The sequence below is a fragment of the Rhodanobacter spathiphylli B39 genome (assembly GCF_000264295.1).
In the GTDB taxonomy this organism is placed as follows: Bacteria; Pseudomonadota; Gammaproteobacteria; order Xanthomonadales; family Rhodanobacteraceae; genus Rhodanobacter; species Rhodanobacter spathiphylli.
In genome coordinates, this window is record NZ_AJXT01000032.1 from 16,279 (window position 1) to 33,097 (window position 16,819).

The 16,819-nt window shown below is 62.9% G+C and carries 29 protein-coding genes; all 29 read right to left on the bottom strand.

What is annotated here, in order from left to right; all coding sequences use genetic code 11:
• Positions 1-73: 73 nt before the first annotated feature.
• Positions 74-1,456 (bottom strand): class II 3-deoxy-7-phosphoheptulonate synthase, encoded by a 1,383-nt coding sequence (locus UU7_RS10725; protein WP_007808175.1) that lies wholly within the window; start codon positions 1,454-1,456, stop codon positions 74-76.
• A 29-nt stretch (positions 1,457-1,485) separates the two neighbouring features.
• Positions 1,486-1,995 carry a disulfide bond formation protein B gene (locus UU7_RS10730; protein ID WP_007808177.1) on the bottom strand — a complete coding sequence of 170 codons (510 nt, stop codon included), beginning with the start codon at positions 1,993-1,995 and terminating at the stop codon, positions 1,486-1,488.
• A gap of 179 nt (positions 1,996-2,174) precedes the next feature.
• Complete coding sequence (rplQ, locus tag UU7_RS10735) at positions 2,175-2,558, bottom strand: 50S ribosomal protein L17 (protein ID WP_007808179.1); 384 nt, start codon at positions 2,556-2,558, stop codon at positions 2,175-2,177.
• 316 nt (positions 2,559-2,874) lie between these two features.
• Positions 2,875-3,873, bottom strand: a complete 999-nt coding sequence (locus UU7_RS10740; protein WP_007808180.1) for a DNA-directed RNA polymerase subunit alpha — start codon at positions 3,871-3,873, stop codon at positions 2,875-2,877.
• Between the two features lie 15 nt (positions 3,874-3,888).
• Positions 3,889-4,515, bottom strand: coding sequence for a 30S ribosomal protein S4 (gene rpsD / locus UU7_RS10745; RefSeq protein ID WP_007808182.1), 627 nt, complete (start codon positions 4,513-4,515; stop codon positions 3,889-3,891).
• Between the two features lie 10 nt (positions 4,516-4,525).
• On the bottom strand, positions 4,526-4,912 hold the full coding sequence (gene rpsK, locus UU7_RS10750) for a 30S ribosomal protein S11 (protein WP_007513384.1): 387 nt from the start codon (positions 4,910-4,912) through the stop codon (positions 4,526-4,528).
• 83 nt (positions 4,913-4,995) lie between these two features.
• Positions 4,996-5,352 carry a 30S ribosomal protein S13 gene (gene rpsM / locus UU7_RS10755; protein WP_007513382.1) on the bottom strand — a complete coding sequence of 119 codons (357 nt, stop codon included), beginning with the start codon at positions 5,350-5,352 and terminating at the stop codon, positions 4,996-4,998.
• Between the two features lie 138 nt (positions 5,353-5,490).
• Complete coding sequence (gene secY / locus UU7_RS10760; RefSeq protein ID WP_007808184.1) at positions 5,491-6,813, bottom strand: preprotein translocase subunit SecY; 1,323 nt, start codon at positions 6,811-6,813, stop codon at positions 5,491-5,493.
• Between the two features lie 5 nt (positions 6,814-6,818).
• Positions 6,819-7,256: a 50S ribosomal protein L15 gene (gene rplO / locus UU7_RS10765; RefSeq protein ID WP_200946084.1), complete on the bottom strand. Its 438-nt coding sequence runs from the start codon at positions 7,254-7,256 to the stop codon at positions 6,819-6,821.
• Complete coding sequence (rpmD, locus tag UU7_RS10770) at positions 7,256-7,456, bottom strand: 50S ribosomal protein L30 (RefSeq protein ID WP_007808186.1); 201 nt, start codon at positions 7,454-7,456, stop codon at positions 7,256-7,258. The genes rplO and rpmD overlap by 1 nt, the downstream gene beginning before the upstream one ends.
• Positions 7,449-7,958: a 30S ribosomal protein S5 gene (rpsE, locus tag UU7_RS10775; RefSeq protein WP_007808187.1), complete on the bottom strand. Its 510-nt coding sequence runs from the start codon at positions 7,956-7,958 to the stop codon at positions 7,449-7,451. Before rpsE ends, rpmD begins: the two co-directional genes overlap by 8 nt.
• A gap of 103 nt (positions 7,959-8,061) precedes the next feature.
• Positions 8,062-8,415 carry a 50S ribosomal protein L18 gene (rplR, locus tag UU7_RS10780; RefSeq protein WP_007808188.1) on the bottom strand — a complete coding sequence of 118 codons (354 nt, stop codon included), beginning with the start codon at positions 8,413-8,415 and terminating at the stop codon, positions 8,062-8,064.
• A 103-nt stretch (positions 8,416-8,518) separates the two neighbouring features.
• Entirely contained in the window at positions 8,519-9,046 is a 528-nt protein-coding gene (gene rplF, locus UU7_RS10785; RefSeq protein WP_007808189.1) for a 50S ribosomal protein L6, read from the bottom strand.
• Between the two features lie 11 nt (positions 9,047-9,057).
• Positions 9,058-9,453, bottom strand: a complete 396-nt coding sequence (gene rpsH, locus UU7_RS10790) for a 30S ribosomal protein S8 (protein WP_007808190.1) — start codon at positions 9,451-9,453, stop codon at positions 9,058-9,060.
• A gap of 226 nt (positions 9,454-9,679) precedes the next feature.
• Entirely contained in the window at positions 9,680-9,985 is a 306-nt protein-coding gene (rpsN, locus tag UU7_RS10795; protein ID WP_007808191.1) for a 30S ribosomal protein S14, read from the bottom strand.
• A gap of 12 nt (positions 9,986-9,997) precedes the next feature.
• Positions 9,998-10,540, bottom strand: coding sequence for a 50S ribosomal protein L5 (rplE, locus tag UU7_RS10800; RefSeq protein ID WP_193385070.1), 543 nt, complete (start codon positions 10,538-10,540; stop codon positions 9,998-10,000).
• Positions 10,541-10,549: 9 nt separating this feature from the next.
• On the bottom strand, positions 10,550-10,864 hold the full coding sequence (rplX, locus tag UU7_RS10805) for a 50S ribosomal protein L24 (RefSeq protein WP_007082185.1): 315 nt from the start codon (positions 10,862-10,864) through the stop codon (positions 10,550-10,552).
• Between the two features lie 13 nt (positions 10,865-10,877).
• The gene (rplN, locus tag UU7_RS10810; protein ID WP_007513359.1) at positions 10,878-11,246 is read right to left on the bottom strand and encodes a 50S ribosomal protein L14; all 369 of its coding nucleotides are present in this window, start codon (positions 11,244-11,246) and stop codon (positions 10,878-10,880) included.
• A gap of 14 nt (positions 11,247-11,260) precedes the next feature.
• Positions 11,261-11,536: a 30S ribosomal protein S17 gene (gene rpsQ / locus UU7_RS10815; protein ID WP_007808193.1), complete on the bottom strand. Its 276-nt coding sequence runs from the start codon at positions 11,534-11,536 to the stop codon at positions 11,261-11,263.
• Positions 11,537-11,548: 12 nt separating this feature from the next.
• Positions 11,549-11,734 carry a 50S ribosomal protein L29 gene (rpmC, locus tag UU7_RS10820; protein ID WP_007808194.1) on the bottom strand — a complete coding sequence of 62 codons (186 nt, stop codon included), beginning with the start codon at positions 11,732-11,734 and terminating at the stop codon, positions 11,549-11,551.
• The gene (gene rplP / locus UU7_RS10825; RefSeq protein ID WP_007808195.1) at positions 11,734-12,147 is read right to left on the bottom strand and encodes a 50S ribosomal protein L16; all 414 of its coding nucleotides are present in this window, start codon (positions 12,145-12,147) and stop codon (positions 11,734-11,736) included. The genes rpmC and rplP overlap by 1 nt, the downstream gene beginning before the upstream one ends.
• Positions 12,148-12,158: 11 nt before the next feature.
• On the bottom strand, positions 12,159-12,911 hold the full coding sequence (gene rpsC, locus UU7_RS10830; RefSeq protein WP_007808196.1) for a 30S ribosomal protein S3: 753 nt from the start codon (positions 12,909-12,911) through the stop codon (positions 12,159-12,161).
• 15 nt (positions 12,912-12,926) lie between these two features.
• The gene (gene rplV / locus UU7_RS10835; protein ID WP_007513348.1) at positions 12,927-13,262 is read right to left on the bottom strand and encodes a 50S ribosomal protein L22; all 336 of its coding nucleotides are present in this window, start codon (positions 13,260-13,262) and stop codon (positions 12,927-12,929) included.
• On the bottom strand, positions 13,262-13,534 hold the full coding sequence (rpsS, locus tag UU7_RS10840; RefSeq protein ID WP_007082178.1) for a 30S ribosomal protein S19: 273 nt from the start codon (positions 13,532-13,534) through the stop codon (positions 13,262-13,264). Before rpsS ends, rplV begins: the two co-directional genes overlap by 1 nt.
• Before the next feature lie 12 nt (positions 13,535-13,546).
• Positions 13,547-14,371 (bottom strand): 50S ribosomal protein L2, encoded by an 825-nt coding sequence (gene rplB / locus UU7_RS10845; protein WP_007808200.1) that lies wholly within the window; start codon positions 14,369-14,371, stop codon positions 13,547-13,549.
• Between the two features lie 17 nt (positions 14,372-14,388).
• Entirely contained in the window at positions 14,389-14,682 is a 294-nt protein-coding gene (gene rplW, locus UU7_RS10850) for a 50S ribosomal protein L23 (protein WP_007808202.1), read from the bottom strand.
• Positions 14,679-15,281: a 50S ribosomal protein L4 gene (gene rplD / locus UU7_RS10855; protein ID WP_007808203.1), complete on the bottom strand. Its 603-nt coding sequence runs from the start codon at positions 15,279-15,281 to the stop codon at positions 14,679-14,681. The genes rplW and rplD overlap by 4 nt, the downstream gene beginning before the upstream one ends.
• Positions 15,282-15,292: 11 nt before the next feature.
• Positions 15,293-15,934 carry a 50S ribosomal protein L3 gene (gene rplC, locus UU7_RS10860; RefSeq protein ID WP_007808204.1) on the bottom strand — a complete coding sequence of 214 codons (642 nt, stop codon included), beginning with the start codon at positions 15,932-15,934 and terminating at the stop codon, positions 15,293-15,295.
• Between the two features lie 20 nt (positions 15,935-15,954).
• Complete coding sequence (gene rpsJ / locus UU7_RS10865; RefSeq protein ID WP_007082173.1) at positions 15,955-16,266, bottom strand: 30S ribosomal protein S10; 312 nt, start codon at positions 16,264-16,266, stop codon at positions 15,955-15,957.
• Between the last annotated feature and the right edge of the window lie 553 nt (positions 16,267-16,819).

Sequence of the window (16,819 nt, forward strand, 5' to 3'; positions counted from 1 at the left end):
GCATTATTCGCGCGTTCGGAAGACGCTCTGCAGTGCAGACTGCCAGTTCCGCGCCATGACAACTGTCAGGCGCTCAAGCGTCGGCGTGCACGGAGGAACCGGCCGACTTGCGCACGATCAGCATCGCCAGTTCCAGCGACTGCTCGTAGTTCAGACGCGGATCGACCATCGACTTGTAGGCCCGATCGAGGTCGCTCTCGGACAGGTCGCGGGCGCCGCCCATGCATTCGGTGACGTCTTCACCGGTCAGCTCCAGGTGCACGCCGCCCAGCCGGGTGCCGGCCGCCGCATGGAGGTCGAAGGCCTGCTCCAGTTCGCCGCGGATGTTGTCGAAACGCCGGGTCTTGTGGCCGTTCGAGGTGCTCTCGGTGTTGCCGTGCATCGGATCGGCCACCCACAGCACGCGGCGACCTTCACGCTTCACCGCTTCCAGCAGCGGCGGCAGCGCGGCGGCGATCTTCGCGTTGCCCATGCGATGGATCAGGGTCAGCCGGCCCGGCTCGTCGTGCGGGTTCAGCGCGTCGATCAGCGGCAGCAACTGCTCCGGGGTCACCGAGGGACCGACCTTGACCGCGACCGGATTGCGGATGCCGCGGAAATACTCCACGTGGGCCCCATCCAGCGCGGCAGTGCGCATGCCGATCCACGGGAAGTGGGTGGACAGGTTGAAGAAGCCGGGATGGCGCGGCACCCGGCGGGTCAGCGCCTGTTCGTAATGCAGCAGCAGCGCTTCGTGCGAGGTGAAGAAATCCACCTTGGAGAAGCCCGCGATCGGACCGGCCAGAGTCTCCATGAAGCGCAGCGAATCGCCGATGCCGGCGACCATCTGCCGATACTCGGCGGCCAGCGGGGAATGCTCGACCCAGGCCAAGTCCCAGTATTCCGGGTGGTGCAGATCGGCGAAGCCGCCGTCGATCAGGGCCCGCACGAAGTTCATGGTCAGCGCCGAATGCGCATGCGCCGTGATCAGTCGCTGCGGATCGGGCCGACGCGCCGCGGCCGTGAATTCCGGGCCGTTGACCACGTCGCCGCGGAAACTCGGCAGGCTCACGCCGTCGCGGGTTTCCATGTCGGTCGAACGCGGCTTCGCGTACTGGCCGGCAAAACGGCCCACGCGCAGCACCGGCTTCTTCAACCCGTGCACCAGCACCAGGCTCATCTGCAACAGCACCTTCAGCCGGTTCGAGATCACCGGACTGGTGCAGTCGGCGAAGCTCTCCGCGCAATCACCGCCCTGCAGCAGGAAACGCCGACCTTCCTGCGCCTCGGCCAGCGACTGCTTCAGCGCCAGCACCTCCCACGAAGTCACCAGCGGCGGCAACTGCGCAAGGTGGGCGCCGGCAGCGGCCAGCTCGGCCGCATCGTCGTACTGTGGCTGCTGCAGGGCCACGCGCTGCTGCCAGGAATCAGGGGCCCAGTGATCCGGGATGTGGACATCAGACACGACGGGATTCATGGCATGGCCTTCAGGGGCGACAAGAGCATTCACCTGGACGACGTCACCCGACGCCGACGGGCGGCGACGACCGCCAGCACGGCCAGCAACACGAACCACAACAGGGTCCAGGCCGGCATCGGCAAGCCCAGGATCGGCTCCACCTTGGCGCACTCGCCCGAACCGGTGAACACCAGCTTCAGCATCTTGGCGAACGGAAACGCATCCAGCATGTAGCCCAGGCCGGGGCCGCAGGAGGGCACCTGGTCAGCCGGCAGGCTCTGCAGCCACAGATGGCGACCGGCGGTGGCGATGCCGCCCACGGCGCCCGCCAGCACCAGCCCCGTGTATGCCCAGCGCGCCCTGCCCTTCGGCGCGTGGATGGCGCCCAGCAGGAAGAACAAGGCCATCACCAGGAAGGCTATGCGCTGGAAGATGCACAGCGGGCACGGCGTCATGCCCAGCCCGTACTCGGCGTACAGGGCGAACGCCAGCAGCGCCGCGCAGACCAGGAAGCCGACGAAGAAAGTGAGGCGATACGACCAGCGGAATGGATTCATGGCGGATTGTTGCGTTGCGGAACCCGTGACATTACCGGTTCGCCGGTGCGCTGTCAGCCTGTCCCCGGCATTTGGCGCAAAAGCGCATGCGCACCCGACCGGATCGCACAAAAAAAAACCCGGCAGGTTGCCCGGCCGGGTTTTCACTTTGCATGCCACGGCTGCTCAGCCGGGGCGGCTTACTCGGCGTCGACGGCCTCGACCTGCGGACGGCCGACCAGCTCGACATACGCCATCGGCGCGTTGTCGCCGGCGCGGAAGCCGCACTTGAGGATGCGCAGGTAACCACCGGGACGCTCCTTGTAGCGCGGCCCCAGCTCGACAAACAGCTTGCCGACCGCTTCCTTGTCGCGCAGGCGCGAGAAAGCGAGACGACGGTTGGCGACGCCATCGACCTTGCCCAGCGTGATCAGCGGCTCGGCCACGCGACGAAGTTCCTTCGCCTTGGGCAGGGTGGTGCGGATCAGCTCGTGCTTGATCAGCGACGACGCCATGTTCTTGAACATCGCTTCGCGATGCGAACTGGTGCGATTGAGTTTGCGTCCGGATTTTTGATGGCGCATGACTGGATACTCTTGAAGGTCTGTTGTTATGAAAAGCCGGCACGCATGTCCGGATTCCCGCGGTTACCCGCTATGAGGAGCCTTTTTGAACCGGGCTCTTGTTCGAAAGCACGGTCGTCATGGACGACCGCCTCTGGCGACCGGCGCAGCACGCAGAACCGTGCTCGCCAAGCGCAATGACCGGCAATCAAACGGGATCGCCAAAAAAACAATGCGACCATGAAGGCCGCTGGTGGCGCCTGGCGGGATGAGCCGAGACTCGAACCCGCCAGTACACCGGCATCGCACGCGATCACGAATGATCGCGAATCGACGATCAACCCAACTGCATGCCGTGCGACAGACCCGGCGGCGGCCAGTTCTCGAGCTTCATGCCCAGCGCGAGCCCACGCCCGCCCAGCACGTCCTTGATTTCCGTCAGCGACTTCTTGCCCAGGTTCGGCGTCTTCAGCAGCTCGACTTCGGTCTTCTGCACCAGGTCGCCGATGTAGTAGATGCTCTCGGCCTTCAGGCAGTTCGCCGAACGCACGGTCAGCTCCAGATCGTCGATCGGGCGCAGCAGCAGCGGATCGAAACCGCTCTTCTCGGCCTTGTCGGTGGCGCTCTCGCGACGCGAGAAGTCACCGAACACGGACAGCTGGTCGTTGATGATCTCGGCGGCCTTGCGCACCGCGTCTTCCGCACCGATGGTGCCGTTGGTCTCGATGTCCAGCACCAGCTTGTCGAGGTTGGTGCGCTGCTCGACACGAGCGGCGTCCACTTCGTAAGCCACGCGGAGCACCGGCGCGAACGACGCATCCAGCTGCAGGCGACCGATCGGGCGCGCCTCGTCATCCGGATGCTGGCGCTGGCTGGCCGGCTGATAGCCGACGCCGCGACGCACCTTCAGGCGCATGTTGAGCGCGATGTCCTTGGTCAGGTGGCAGATCACGTGCTCGGGGTTGATGATTTCCACCGAGTGGTCGACGACGATGTCGCCGGCCGTGACCACGCCCTTGCCCTTCTTGGACAGGGTCAGGGTGACTTCATCACCCGTGTGCTGACGAATCGCCACGTCCTTCAGGTTGAGCAGGACTTCGATCACGTCCTCCTGCAGGCCCTCCAGGGTGGTGTATTCATGCAGCACGCCATCGATCTCAACCTCGACGATGGCGCTGCCAGGGATCGACGAGAGCAGCACGCGACGCAGCGCGTTGCCCAGGGTATGGCCAAAGCCACGCTCGAGCGGCTCGACCACCACCTTGGCGCGGTTGGCTCCGAGCTGTTCGACGCTGAGGCCACGAGGCCGCAGCACGCTAGTTGACGAAACTGCCATGCAGAACTCCGGTAATTACTTCGAGTAAAGCTCGACGATCAATGCTTCATTGATGTCGGACGGCAGATCACCGCGATCCGGCACCGACTTGAACGTGCCTTCGAACTTCTTGGCGTCGACTTCGACCCAGATCGGACGCAGATCCATGGTGTCGAACACGGTCGCGGCTTCCTGTACACGAAGCTGCGTGCGACCCTTCTCGGTCAGCGCGATCGCGTCGCCGGGACGAACCTGGTAGGAAGGAATGTTCACCTTCTTGCCGTTGACCAGGATCGCCTTGTGGGCAACCAGCTGGCGGGCCTGGGCGCGGGTGACCGCGAAGCCCATGCGGTAGACGACGTTGTCCAAGCGGCTCTCGAGCAGGCGCAACAGGTTTTCACCGGTGTTGCCCTTGGTCGTCGACGCCTTGGTGTAGTAGTTGCTGAACTGGCGCTCAAGCACGCCGTAGATGCGCTTGACCTTCTGCTTCTCACGCAACTGCACGGCATAGTCGGACATGCGCATGCGCTTGTTCGCACCATGCTGGCCGGGCTTGTTTTCCAGCTTGCACTTGGAATCCAGCGCGCGCGCCGGGCTCTTCAGACTGAGATCCGCTCCCTCGCGACGGGCGAGTTTGCAGGTAGCTCCACGATAACGGGCCATGGGTTACTCCTTAGACTCGACGCTTCTTGGGGGGACGGCAGCCGTTGTGCGGAATCGGCGTGACGTCGATGATGTTGAGCACCTTGTAGCCCAACGCGTTCAGCGAACGCACCGCCGACTCGCGGCCCGGGCCGGGGCCCTTGATGCGCACTTCCACCGTCTTCACGCCGTAGTCGCCGGCAGCGCGGCCAGCCTTTTCGGCGGCAACCTGCGCTGCGAACGGGGTCGACTTGCGCGAGCCACGGAAACCGGCGCCGCCGGCAGTAGCCCACGACAAGGCATTGCCCTGGCGATCGGTGATGGTCACGATGGTGTTGTTGAAGGAGGCCTGCACGTGGGCCACGGCATCCGTGACAACGCGCTTGATCTTCTTCTTGGTTTTAACCGGCTTAGCCATAATTTTTGAGGCTCTTAGTAATCAGTGCGACCATGCAAGGCCGCTTTTTGATCGTCGCGATCAGGAATGATCGCACTGTTCAATTACTTCTTGATCGCGCGACGCGGACCCTTGCGGGTACGTGCGTTGGTACGCGTGCGCTGACCGCGCACCGGCAGGCCACGACGGTGGCGCAGGCCACGGTAGCAACCCAGGTCCATCAGACGCTTGATGGCCATGCCCACCTCGCGGCGAAGATCGCCCTCGACGGTGTACTTGGCGATCTCGTGGCGGATCTTCTCCACCTCGCCTTCACTGAGGGACTTGATCTGGGTGGTCGGAACCACGCCAGCATCCACGCAGACCTTCCTGGCTCGGCTGCGGCCGATACCGTAAATGCTCTGCAGACCAACCCAGACATGCTTCTGGACCGGCAAATTGACACCCGCGATGCGCGCCATGATGTACTTTCTCCGATGCGTTTCGTGCGCGGTAAACGCGCAATTTTAACCTGAATTACCCTGACTGGAAAGCCCTGCGGCACCGGGGCGCCGCCAGCTTCCTACCTTTGACCAAAACCGCGTCCACACCAGCAGCCACTAGTTGCGACGAAGATTGGCCTTCTTGAGCAGACTTTCGTACTGGTGACTGACCAGGTGCGCCTGCACCTGAGAGGTAAAGTCCATCACCACCACCACCACGATCAGCAGCGACGTGCCACCGAAATAGAACGGAACATGCCAGGCGCTCTGCATGAACGACGGCACCAGACACACCAGCACCAGATACAACGCACCGACACCGGTCAGACGAGTCATCACCGCATCAATGTAGTTGGCCGTTCCCTTGCCCGGGCGGATACCCGGAATCAGGGCGCCCGACCGCTTGAGGTTGTCGGCAGTCTCGTCCGCGTTGAAGACGATCGCGGTGTAGAAGAACGCAAAACCGATCACCAGTACCGAAAACACGATTTCGTACAGCGGATTGCCGGGGCTCAGCGCCTGCACCAGATCCTGCACCCAGCGCGACTGCTGGCCGGTGCTGAACCAGCTCACCGCGGTCGCCGGGAACATCAGCAGACTCGAGGCGAAGATCGGCGGGATCACGCCCGCCATGTTGATCTTCAGCGGCAGATTCGAGCTCTGGTTCATGTAGGCCTTCTGCCCACCGGACCGCCGTGCGTAGTTCACCGTGATCCGCCGCTGCGCCCGCTCCATGAACACCACGAAGGCGGTCACCGCCAGCGCCAGGCCGAACACCATCAACAGCTTGATCAACGACAGCTCGCCGTTGCTGGCCATGCCCAGGGTATGCACCACCGCCCCCGGCAGACCGGCCACGATGCCGGCGAAGATCAGCAGCGAAATGCCGTTGCCGACACCGCGCTCGGTCATCTGCTCGCCCAGCCACATCAGGAACATCGTGCCGGCGGTCAGACCCACCACCGACGACAGGACGAAACCGAAACCAGGCGTATAGACGACCGGAGCACCGCCCGCCGCGACCTGACCCTGCAATGCCACCGCGATGCCGAACGACTGGAAAGCCGCCAGCGCCACCGTCGCATAGCGCGTGTACATGGTCATCTTGCGCTTGCCGGACTCGCCTTCCTTGCGCAAGGTCTGCAAGCTTGGCACGACCGCGCCCATCATCTGGAACACGATGGATGCCGAGATGTACGGGATCACGCCCAGCGCAAACACCGAAAACCGCGCCAGCGCACCACCCGAGAACATGTTGAACATGTCCATCAGGCCATTGCCGCTGACCAGGCTGGTCATCGCCTCGGGGTTGACGCCGGGAACCGGAATGAACGAACCGAGCCGGAACACCACCAGCGCACCAATCACGAAGAAGATGCGCTGGCGAAGCTCCGTGAGTTTGCCGAGCTTGCCGAGTGCGTTGCCCTTGGCTGCTGCCACCGGCCTTACTCCACGCTGCCGCCGGCCGCCTCGATGGCTGCCTTGGCGCCGGCGGTAGCCAGCAGACCAGACAACTTCACCGCGCGACCGATTTCACCCTTGAGGACGACCTTGACCCGCTTCGCACGGCTGTTGATCAGGCCTGCCTGATGCAGCACGACGACGTCGATCACGTCAGCCTTGAGGTTGGCCAGCTGGTACAGGAACACTTCCTGGCTCGCGACCAGCTTCTTGGAACGGAAACCGATCTTCGGCATCCGGCGATTCAGCGGCATCTGGCCGCCTTCGAAACCGAACTTGTGGGTGCCGCCCGCGCGGGCGTGCTGACCCTTGTGACCGCGACCGGCGGTCTTGCCCATGCCCGAGCCGATACCGCGAGCGACGCGCAGACGCGACTTGCGGGAACCGGCGGCCGGCTTGATGTCATTCAAACGCATGATGATTACTCCTCGACCCGGACCAGGTAGTAGACCGTGTTGATCAGGCCACGAACCTGCGGGCTGTCCTTCAACTCGCGGACGTCATTGAGCTTGCCCAGACCCAGCGCCTTGACGCTGAGGCGATGACGCGCCTGCACGCCGCGCAGGCCCTTGACCAGGCGCACGCGCACCGTGGCGGCGGCGGTTTCGTTCTTCTTAGCCATTACCCAACACCTCATCCAGGGTCTTGCCACGCTTGGCGGCGATCTTCTTGGGCGAGGCGACCGCCTGCAGGCCCTTTATCGTCGCGCGCACCAGGTTGATCGGGTTGCGCGAACCGACGGCCTTGGCCAGCACGTTCTTCACGCCAACCACTTCCAGCACGGCACGCATGGCGCCGCCGGCGATCACGCCGGTACCTTCGGAGGCCGGCTGCATGTAGACGCGGGCCGCGCCGTGATTCGCCTTGACGGCGTACCACAACGTACCGTTGTTCAGCTCGATGTCGACCATCTGGCGACGGGCGCGCTCCATGGCCTTGGAAATGGCCACCGGCACTTCACGCGCCTTGCCATAACCAAAACCCACCTTGCCCTCGCCGTCACCGACAACAGTCAGTGCGGTGAAGCTCATCTGGCGGCCGCCCTTGACGGTCTTGGCCACACGGTTGACGGCAATCAACTTTTCCAGCAGGCCGTCGGAATTTTCGCGATCGGTAGAAGACATGTTCTTTTCCATGTGCCCGGAACACCGGGACTTTGCTTGCGGCTGAGCCGCTTGGAGTTGTAGGTGACGCGGTGGCAATCGGGATGACCCGACCCGGTGCTACTCAGAACTTCAGACCGGCCTCACGAGCGGCTTCGGCCAGCGCCTTGATGCGACCGTGATAGCGGAAGCCCGAACGGTCGAACGCGACCGACTCGATGCCCGCTGCCATGGCGCGCTCGGCGACGGCCTTGCCCACTGCCGCAGCGGCAGCGAGGTTCTTGGTGCCCTTCAGGCCCTCGGAGACCGACTTCTGCACGGTGGAGGCGGCAGCCACCACGTTCGTGCCGGAGGCGTCGAACACCTGGGCGTAAATGTGCTGGCCCGTGCGATGCACCGACAGGCGGGCGACAGCCAGCTTGCGGATGTGCGAACGCGTGGACTTGGCGCGACGCAGGCGATTTTCGTTCTTGTTCATTTCTGTATTCCTCGAAAGCGGATCGGCACGGAATGTCTGTTACCTGCTTTTGGTGAAGAGTCTGGCCATGGATGGCCAGGCTCTACGCGCAGGGACAGCGCATTTACGCCTTCTTGGCTTCCTTCAGGGTGATCTTCTCGCCGGAGTAGCGCACGCCCTTGCCCTTGTAGGGTTCCGGCGGACGGAAACCGCGAATCTTGGCAGCGACCTGGCCCACCACCTGCTTGTCCGCGCCCTTGATCAGGACCTCGGTCTGGGTCGGGGTTTCGATGCTGATGCCTTCCGGCGCATCGAAGACGACCGGGTGCGAGAAGCCCAGGCTCAGGTTCAGCGACTTGCCGGCCATGGAGACGCGGTAGCCGACGCCGACCAGCTCAAGCTTGCGCTCGTAGCCTGTGGACACGCCGGTGACCATGTTGGCCAGCAGCGCACGAGCGGTACCACCGAACTTGTCGTCGGCGCCCTCGTCCAGGCTGATGTTCGCCACACCGTTTTCGACCGCCACGGTGACGCCCGGCAGATGGTGCACGGACAGGGTGCCCTTCGGGCCTTTCACCGAGATCTGATCGTCGCTGATGGTCAGCTCGACGCCCTTCGGCAGGGAAATGGGTTGTTTGGCAACACGTGACATCGAAAGACTCCTTATGCCACTTGGCCGATGACTTCGCCGCCCAGGCCCTTGGCACGGGCCTGCGCATCGGTCAACAGACCAGCGGAAGTCGAGATGATCGAGATACCCAGGCCACCAAGGACCTTCGGCAGCTCGTCCTTGCCGCGATACACACGCAGGCCGGAGCGGCTGACACGGGAGATGCGCTCGATGGCCGGCTGGCCCTCGAAATACTTGAGCTTGATCTCGAGCACCGGCTTGCCTTCCTCGGCGGAAGTCTTGGCGTCGAGGATGTAGCCCTCGTTCTTGAGAAGGTCGGCGATCGCCACCTTCAGTTTCGACGACGGCATACGCACGGTCGGCTTGCCCATGGCCTGGGCATTGCGGACGCGCGTGAACAGATCGGCGATGGGATCAGTCATGCTCATGAAAACATCCTTCAGAGTGCACCGATATCCGATAAAACCGGAAATCAATCAGATTGTGAGCTGGCAAGACGCCAGCCTGCGTTGCGCAGACCGCCGACTATAACAGCAATTTCAGGTTTTGGCGAATAACGATGCGGTAGTCGCATCCGGCAACCGCAACAACCGTTGCGGCTGGCCACGACGAGGCGGGCAATCTGCCCGCATGTCAGTGCGGAACGTTGTTGGGTTACCAGCTGGCCTTGCGCAGACCCGGCACGTCACCGCGCATGGTCGCTTCACGCAGCTTGTTGCGGCCCAGGCCGAACTTCGCATAGACCGCACGCGGACGACCGGTCAGCGCGCAACGGGTACGCTGGCGCACCGGACTCGCATCGCGCGGCAGCTTCTGCAGCTTGGTCTGAGCTTCCATCTTCTCCTCGTAGGAGGCCTTGGGGCTCAGCACGATCGCCTTGAGCTCGGCGCGCTTGGCGGCGAACTTCTCGACGAGTTTGGTCCGCTTGATATCGCGGTTCACCATTGATGTCTTGGCCATGGATAACGCCTATCAGTTGCGGAACGGGAAGCTGAACGCTGCCAGCAGGGCTTTCGCCTCTTCGTCGGTCTTGGCGGTGGTGGCGATGGAGATATCCATGCCGCGCAGCGCGTCAACCTGGTCGAAGTCGATCTCAGGGAAGATGATCTGTTCCTTGATGCCGAAGTTGTAGTTGCCACGGCCGTCGAAGGCCTTCGCCGAGACACCACGGAAGTCGCGCACGCGCGGCAGCGAGATGTTGATCAGGCGATCCATGAACTCCCACATCTGGGCGCGACGCAAGGTGACCTTGCAGCCGATCGGCCAGCCGTCACGGATCTTGAACGAGGCCACCGAAACGCGGGCCTTGGTCGTGATCGGCTTCTGACCCGAGAGCTTGGCCATGTCGGCCACGGCGTTCTCCAGGATCTTCTTGTTGCCGGCAGCTTCGCCCACGCCCATGTTCAGCGTGATCTTGGTGATGCGGGGAACCTGCATCACGTTCTGGTAGCCGAACTGCTCGGTGAGCTTGGCGACTACCTTCTCTTTGTAGAAATTTTCGAGGCGGGTCATGATCGTGATTCCTTACGCGTCCACGACCTCGCCATTCGAACGGAACACGCGGACCTTGCGCCCATCTTCGAGCGTTTTGGTGCCGACGCGTTCACCCTTGTTCGTGGCGGGGTTGAACAGCTGCACATTGGAGAGATGGATCGAGGCCTCACGCTCGACGATGCCACCGGCCTGATTGGCCTGCGGATTCGGCTTGGTGTGGCGCTTGACCAGGTTCACGTTGGAGACGAATACACGCTCGCCTGCAACACGCAGCACGTCGCCGCGCTGACCCTTGTTCTTGCCGGTGATCACGAGGACCTGATCACCCTTGCGGATACGGTTCATATCTTGACTCCGCTCAGAGCACTTCGGGCGCAAGCGAGACGATCTTCATGAACTTCTCGCTGCGCAGCTCGCGGGTGACCGGTCCGAAAATACGGGTGCCGATCGGCTCGAGCTTGTTGTTGAGGAGGACCGCTGCATTGCCGTCGAAACGGATCAGCGAACCATCGGGACGGCGGACACCCTTGGCGGTGCGAACCACCACGGCATTGTACACCTCGCCCTTCTTGACCTTGCCGCGGGGAATCGCATCCTTGACGGTGACCTTGATGACGTCACCGATCGCGGCGTAACGACGCTTGGAGCCGCCGAGCACCTTGATGCACATCAGTTCCTTCGCGCCGCTGTTGTCCGCTGCGGAAAGCGTGCTTTGCATCTGGATCATGTCTGCACCCTCCCTTAGACGTTGGCGCGCGTGATGATCTCGACCACGCGGTGATGTTTGGTCTTGGACAATGGACGGCACTCGGCGATACGCACGAGGTCACCCTCGTTCGCACCCAGGTCGTCCTGCGCATGCAGCTTGGTCGACCGGCGGATGATCTTGCCGAGCAGCCAATGCTGCTCCTGACGCTCGACCAGGACGGTAACCGTCTTGTCCATCTTGTTGCTGGTGACGCGACCTTCGAGGGTACGCGCCTGCTTCTTGTCAGATTGAATCTGGTTGTCGCTCATGTCGGCCGTCCCTTACTTCTTGCTGCCGAGCACGAACTTCGTGCGGGCGATGTCGCGCCGAACGCGGCGCAGCTGGTGCGGCTGGGTAAGCTGGCCGGAACCCTTCTGCATGCGCAGATTGAACTGCTCCTTGCGCAGGTCCAGCAGATGCTGCTTCAGCTCGTCGGCCGACTGGTTGTTGATATCTTTGCTGGCCATCACATCACCGCCCGGGTCACAAACTGGGTCTGCACCGAGAGCTTGGCGGCGGCCAGGCGGAACGCCTCGCGTGCCGTCGTCTCGTCGACGCCCTCGATCTCGTAAAGCATGCGACCAGGCTGGATCGGAGCGACCCAGAACTCGACGCTGCCCTTGCCGGCGCCCATGCGGACTTCGATGGGCTTCTTGGTGATCGGCTTGTCAGGGAACACGCGGATCCACAACTTGCCGCCACGCTTGACGAAGCGGGTGATGCAACGACGGGCGGCTTCGATCTGGCGCGCGGTGAGCGCGCCGTGGGTCGTCGCCTTCAGGCCATACTCGCCAAAGCTGACGAGGTTGGAGCACTGAGCCAGACCGTCGTTGCGGCCCTTGAACTGCTTGCGGTATTTGGTTCGCTTAGGTTGCAACATGGCAACTCTCCTTACTTCGCAGACCGCTCGCGGCGGCCGTCACCGGCCTCGCGACGCGAATCGTTACGACGACCTTCGCCACCTTCGCGGCGCGGCTGCGACGGCTCATCCTTCGACTCCTGGCTGGCAGCGGCCAGATCGAAGATCTCGCCCTTGTAGACCCAGACCTTGATGCCGATGATGCCGTAGGTGGTTTTCGCCTCGGCCGTGCCGTAGTCGATGTCGGCGCGCAGCGTGTGCAACGGCACACGACCTTCGCGAGCCCACTCGGAACGGGCGATCTCGGCACCGTTCAGACGACCGGACACGTTGATCTTGATGCCCAGGGCGCCCAGGCGCATCGCGTTGCCGACCGAGCGCTTCATCGCGCGGCGGAACATGATGCGACGCTCAAGCTGCTGCGCGATCGACTCGGCAACCAGCTGCGCGTCCAGCTCGGGCTTGCGCACTTCATTGACGTTGATGTGCGTCGGAACGCCCATCATGTCGCTGACTTCCTTGCGCAGCTTCTCGATATCCTCGCCCTTCTTGCCGATCACCACGCCCGGACGGGCGGTGTGGATCGTCACGCGTGCGGTCTTGGCCGGACGCTCGATCTGGATTTTCGAGATGCCGGCGGCAGCCAGCTTCTTCTTCAGCATGTCGCGGACCTTGATGTCGGCCACGAGATACTTCGCGTAATCGCCCTTGTTGGCGTACCACTTCGAGTTCCAGTCCTTGGCAATGCCGAGGCGGATACCGGTGGGATGAACTTTATGACCCATCGTCTATGTCCCCGGTCAGTTACCAACAACCACAGTGATGTGGCTGGTGCGCTTGAGAATGCGCGAACCGCGGCCTTTGGCGCGGGCATACATGCGCTTCATCGCCGGACCTTCGTCGACGAAGATGCTGGCCACTTTCAGCTCGTCGACGTCGGCACCGAGATTGTTCTCGGCGTTGGCGACGGCCGACAGCAGCACCTTGCGGACAAGGTGTGCGGCCTTCTTGTTGGTATAGGTGAGCACGTCGCTGGCCCGGCCCACGGGAAGCCCGCGGACGAGATCAGCCACCAGGCGTGCCTTTTGCGCCGAAATGCGGGCGCCGCGCAGGATCGCTTTGGCTTCAGTGCTCATCACTTGCCCTTCTTGTCGCCGACATGGCCTTTGAACGTGCGGGTCACCGCGAACTCGCCGAGCTTGTGCCCGACCATGTTCTCGTTGATCAGGACGGGCACGTGCTGACGGCCGTTGTGGATGGCGATGGTCAAGCCGACCATTTCCGGCAGGATCATCGAGCGACGCGACCAGGTCTTGATCGGGCGCTTGTTGTTGGCGGAAACCGCAGCTTCCACCTTCTTTACGAGGTGAAGGTCGACGAACGGACCTTTCTTCAAAGAGCGAGGCATGTCGGCTTCCTGTTACTTGGTACGACGACGCACGATGAACTGCTGCGTGCGCTTGTTGTTACGGGTCTTGTAACCCTTGGCCGGCGTGCCCCACGGGCTGACCGGATGACGACCGCCGGAGGTCTTGCCTTCACCACCACCGTGCGGATGGTCGACCGGGTTCATCACCACACCGCGAACGGTCGGGCGAATACCCAGCCAGCGCTTGGCGCCGGCCTTGCCGAGCTTCTTCAGGCTGTGCTCGCCGTTGCCGACTTCGCCGATGGTGGCGCGGCAATCGACCGAGACGCGACGCATCTCGCCGGAGCGAAGACGCAACGTGGCGTAGCCGGACTCACGGGCCACCAGCTGCACGGAGGCGCCGGCGCTGCGGGCGATCTGCGCACCCTTGCCCGGACGCAGTTCGATGCAGTGAATGGTGCTGCCCATCGGGATGTTGCGCAGCTGCAGGCAGTTGCCGGCCTTGATCGGCGCGTCACGACCGGACACCAGGCGGTCGTCCACCTGCACGCCCTTCGGCGCGATGATGTAACGACGCTCGCCGTCGGCGTAGCACAGCAACGCGATGTGCGCGGTGCGGTTCGGATCGTATTCGATGCGCTCGACGCGGGCGGCGATGCCTTCCTTGTCGCGCTTGAAGTCGATGATGCGGTAATGCTGCTTGTGACCGCCGCCACGATGACGCACGGTGATGCGACCGTGGTGGTTGCGGCCGCCGGTGCGGGACTGCGACTCGGTCAACGCCGCGTACGGCGCGCCCTTGTACAGGCCTTCCGTCTTGACGCTGACTGCGTCGCGACGACCCGGCGAGGTCGGCTTGTGGTTGATTAGTGCCATCTCACAGAACTCCTGGCTCAGGCCTTGGCGGCGACGTCGATGGTCTGGCCATCGGCAAGACGCACGTAGGCCTTGCGCTTGCCCTGGCGGCTGCCAGCGCGTTGACGAAAGGCTTTGACCTTGCCCTTGGTGTTGACGAGGTTCACCTGTTCGACCTTGACGTCGAACAGCTTCTCCACGGCAGAACGGACATCGGCCTTGGTTGCCGTGGGGGCGACCACGAATACGTACTGGTTGTGCTCGGCGAGACGCGCCGATTTCTCGGAGATGTGCGGCGCGCGCAGCGTGTCGAGAATGCGTTCGTTGTTCATGCCAGCCACTCCTCGACCTTCTTCACGGCGTCAACCGTCATCACCACATGGTCGGAACCGACCAGGCTGACCGGGTTCAGACCCATCACATCCAGCACATGGATGTAGGGGATGTTGCGGGCAGCCAGGAACACTGCCTCGGAGGCGTCTTCGGACACCAGCAGCACGCGACCGGAAACTTCCAGCTCGGCCAGCTTGGCAACCATCAACGAGGTCTTCGGGGACTCGACGCCGAAGCTCTCGACGACCTTCAGGCGACCCTGACGGGCCAGCTCGGAGAAGATCGAGCGGATCGCCACGCGGTAAGCCTTGCGGTTGACCTTCTGCTCGTAGCTGCGGGGCTTTGCCGCGAACGCACGACCGCCGCCGACAAAGATCGGAGCGCGATAGTCGCCGTGACGGGCGCCACCGCCCTTCTGCTTCTTGAATTTCTTGGTGGTGCCGGACATCTGGCCGCGCGACAGCTGCGACTGGGTACCTGCACGACCGGCCGCCTGGTAGGCGATCACGACCTGGTGGACCAGGGCCTTCTTGTACTCGCCGCCGAACACTTCGTCCGACACGCTGAGCGGCTTGGCGCCAATAACATTGAGTTCCATGGCGTCTCTCCTCAGCTCTTCGTCGTCGGGCGGATGATGACGTCGCCACCGGTTGCACCCGGCACCGCGCCCTTCACCGCAATCAGATGACGCTCGGCGTCGACCTTGACCACTTCCAGACCCTGCTGCGTGCGGTTGACCGCACCCATGTGGCCGGACATCTTCTTGCCCGGGAACACGCGGCCCGGAGTCTGGCGCTGGCCGATGGAGCCCGGCGCGCGATGCGACAGCGAGTTACCGTGGGTGGCATCACCCATCTTGAAGTTCCAGCGCTTGATCGTGCCCTGGAAGCCCTTGCCCTTGGACACGCCGGCGACATCGACGATCTGGCCGACGGTGAACACGTCGTCAGCCTTGATCTCGGCGCCCACTTCGTACTTGCCGAGGTCATCGGCAGACACGCGGAATTCCCACAAACCACGACCCGGCTCGACCTTTGCCTTCGCGTAGTGGCCCTTCAGCGGCTGCGTCAGGAGGTTTGCGCGCTTGCTGCCCGCGGAAACCTGGACGGCGCTGTAGCCATCGTTATCGTCCGTCTTCAGCTGGGTCACCCGGTTCGGCGTCGCTTCAATCAGCGTCACCGGAATCGAGCGGCCATCTTCAGTGAAGAGCCGGCTCATGCCGCACTTGCGGCCAACCAATCCGATACTCATATTCGTATCCTGTCTGTCGCTCAACCGAGCTTGATCTGAACATCGACGCCAGCGGCGAGATCAAGCTTCATGAGCGCGTCCACGGTCTTGTCGTTCGGGTCGACGATGTCGAGCACACGCTTGTGGGTACGGGTCTCGTACTGGTCGCGTGCATCCTTGTCGACGTGCGGCGACGTCAGAATGGTGTAACGCTCGATCTTGGTCGGAAGCGGAATCGGGCCGAGTACCGTGGCACCCGTGCGCTTTGCCGTCTCGACGATCTCGCTGGCGGAGCGGTCGATCAGTCGATGATCGTACGCTTTCAGCCGAATCCGAATCTTCTGGTTCGCCATAACCGTGTCCTGTTGTCTAAAGAACGTAATGTGAAACGAAGCGGCTTCTCACCGCCCCGCACTACCTTTTGCCACTGCATCGGCGCCGCGCGGTGAACTGCATGACCCCTCTGAAAAACGCCAGGCGAGCAACGGAACGCTCGCCTGGCACAATCCGAATCTCGCGCAAAACGACGTGTCGACAGGCTTCTCCCCGTCATCACGTCGACTTGCGAGGGCCGATCCACGGCCAGCGAACTCGAAACACATCCTGTGTCTCATTTCGCGGTAGGTCAGCCAAAACATGTCTGGCTGACGAGTGAGCTGCCAAGTATACCGACAAAACTTCAACAAGTGAAGGGGTGCAGCGCGATCCGGAGATCGTCGCCTCACCGGACGGTCAAGGCACCGGGAGCGAGCGGCATTTGCATCCGCCCGTCCCGTGAATTTACTTCAGCCATCCTCCCTGATGGCGAAGATCAAACCGGCATCCATGCCGGACTACTCATAAGAGCGTATTACTTGATGACTTTGGCCACCACGCCGGCGCCGACGGTGCGGCCGCCTTCGCGAA

Coding starts and splice junctions, on each gene's coding strand:
- rplC (WP_007808204.1), bottom strand. CDS start 15,934: ATGAGTATCGGATTGGTTGGCCGCAAGTGCGGCATGAGCCGGCTCTTC.
- rpsM (WP_007513382.1), bottom strand. CDS start 5,352: ATGGCGCGCATCGCGGGTGTCAATTTGCCGGTCCAGAAGCATGTCTGG.
- rplV (WP_007513348.1), bottom strand. CDS start 13,262: ATGAGCACTGAAGCCAAAGCGATCCTGCGCGGCGCCCGCATTTCGGCG.
- rpsD (WP_007808182.1), bottom strand. CDS start 4,515: ATGGCCCGTTATCGTGGAGCTACCTGCAAACTCGCCCGTCGCGAGGGA.
- rpsC (WP_007808196.1), bottom strand. CDS start 12,911: ATGGGTCATAAAGTTCATCCCACCGGTATCCGCCTCGGCATTGCCAAG.
- rpsE (WP_007808187.1), bottom strand. CDS start 7,958: ATGTCTTCTACCGATCGCGAAAATTCCGACGGCCTGCTGGAAAAGTTG.
- rplX (WP_007082185.1), bottom strand. CDS start 10,864: ATGAACCGTATCCGCAAGGGTGATCAGGTCCTCGTGATCACCGGCAAG.
- rpmC (WP_007808194.1), bottom strand. CDS start 11,734: ATGGCCAGCAAAGATATCAACAACCAGTCGGCCGACGAGCTGAAGCAG.
- rplB (WP_007808200.1), bottom strand. CDS start 14,371: ATGGCACTAATCAACCACAAGCCGACCTCGCCGGGTCGTCGCGACGCA.
- rplP (WP_007808195.1), bottom strand. CDS start 12,147: ATGTTGCAACCTAAGCGAACCAAATACCGCAAGCAGTTCAAGGGCCGC.
- rpsH (WP_007808190.1), bottom strand. CDS start 9,453: ATGAGCATGACTGATCCCATCGCCGATCTGTTCACGCGCGTCCGCAAT.
- UU7_RS10725 (WP_007808175.1), bottom strand. CDS start 1,456: ATGAATCCCGTCGTGTCTGATGTCCACATCCCGGATCACTGGGCCCCT.
- rplN (WP_007513359.1), bottom strand. CDS start 11,246: ATGATCCAGATGCAAAGCACGCTTTCCGCAGCGGACAACAGCGGCGCG.
- rpsJ (WP_007082173.1), bottom strand. CDS start 16,266: ATGGCGAACCAGAAGATTCGGATTCGGCTGAAAGCGTACGATCATCGA.
- rpmD (WP_007808186.1), bottom strand. CDS start 7,456: ATGGCTAAGAAGAACGAAACCGCCGCCGCCACGGTGCGCGTGCGCCTG.
- UU7_RS10740 (WP_007808180.1), bottom strand. CDS start 3,873: ATGGCAGTTTCGTCAACTAGCGTGCTGCGGCCTCGTGGCCTCAGCGTC.
- UU7_RS10730 (WP_007808177.1), bottom strand. CDS start 1,995: ATGAATCCATTCCGCTGGTCGTATCGCCTCACTTTCTTCGTCGGCTTC.
- rplQ (WP_007808179.1), bottom strand. CDS start 2,558: ATGCGCCATCAAAAATCCGGACGCAAACTCAATCGCACCAGTTCGCAT.
- rplD (WP_007808203.1), bottom strand. CDS start 15,281: ATGGAACTCAATGTTATTGGCGCCAAGCCGCTCAGCGTGTCGGACGAA.
- rpsK (WP_007513384.1), bottom strand. CDS start 4,912: ATGGCTAAGCCGGTTAAAACCAAGAAGAAGATCAAGCGCGTTGTCACG.
- rplW (WP_007808202.1), bottom strand. CDS start 14,682: ATGAACAACGAACGCATTCTCGACACGCTGCGCGCGCCGCACATCTCC.
- rplF (WP_007808189.1), bottom strand. CDS start 9,046: ATGTCACGTGTTGCCAAACAACCCATTTCCCTGCCGAAGGGCGTCGAG.
- rpsQ (WP_007808193.1), bottom strand. CDS start 11,536: ATGAGCGACAACCAGATTCAATCTGACAAGAAGCAGGCGCGTACCCTC.
- rpsS (WP_007082178.1), bottom strand. CDS start 13,534: ATGCCTCGCTCTTTGAAGAAAGGTCCGTTCGTCGACCTTCACCTCGTA.
- rpsN (WP_007808191.1), bottom strand. CDS start 9,985: ATGGCCAAGACATCAATGGTGAACCGCGATATCAAGCGGACCAAACTC.
- rplR (WP_007808188.1), bottom strand. CDS start 8,415: ATGAACAAGAACGAAAATCGCCTGCGTCGCGCCAAGTCCACGCGTTCG.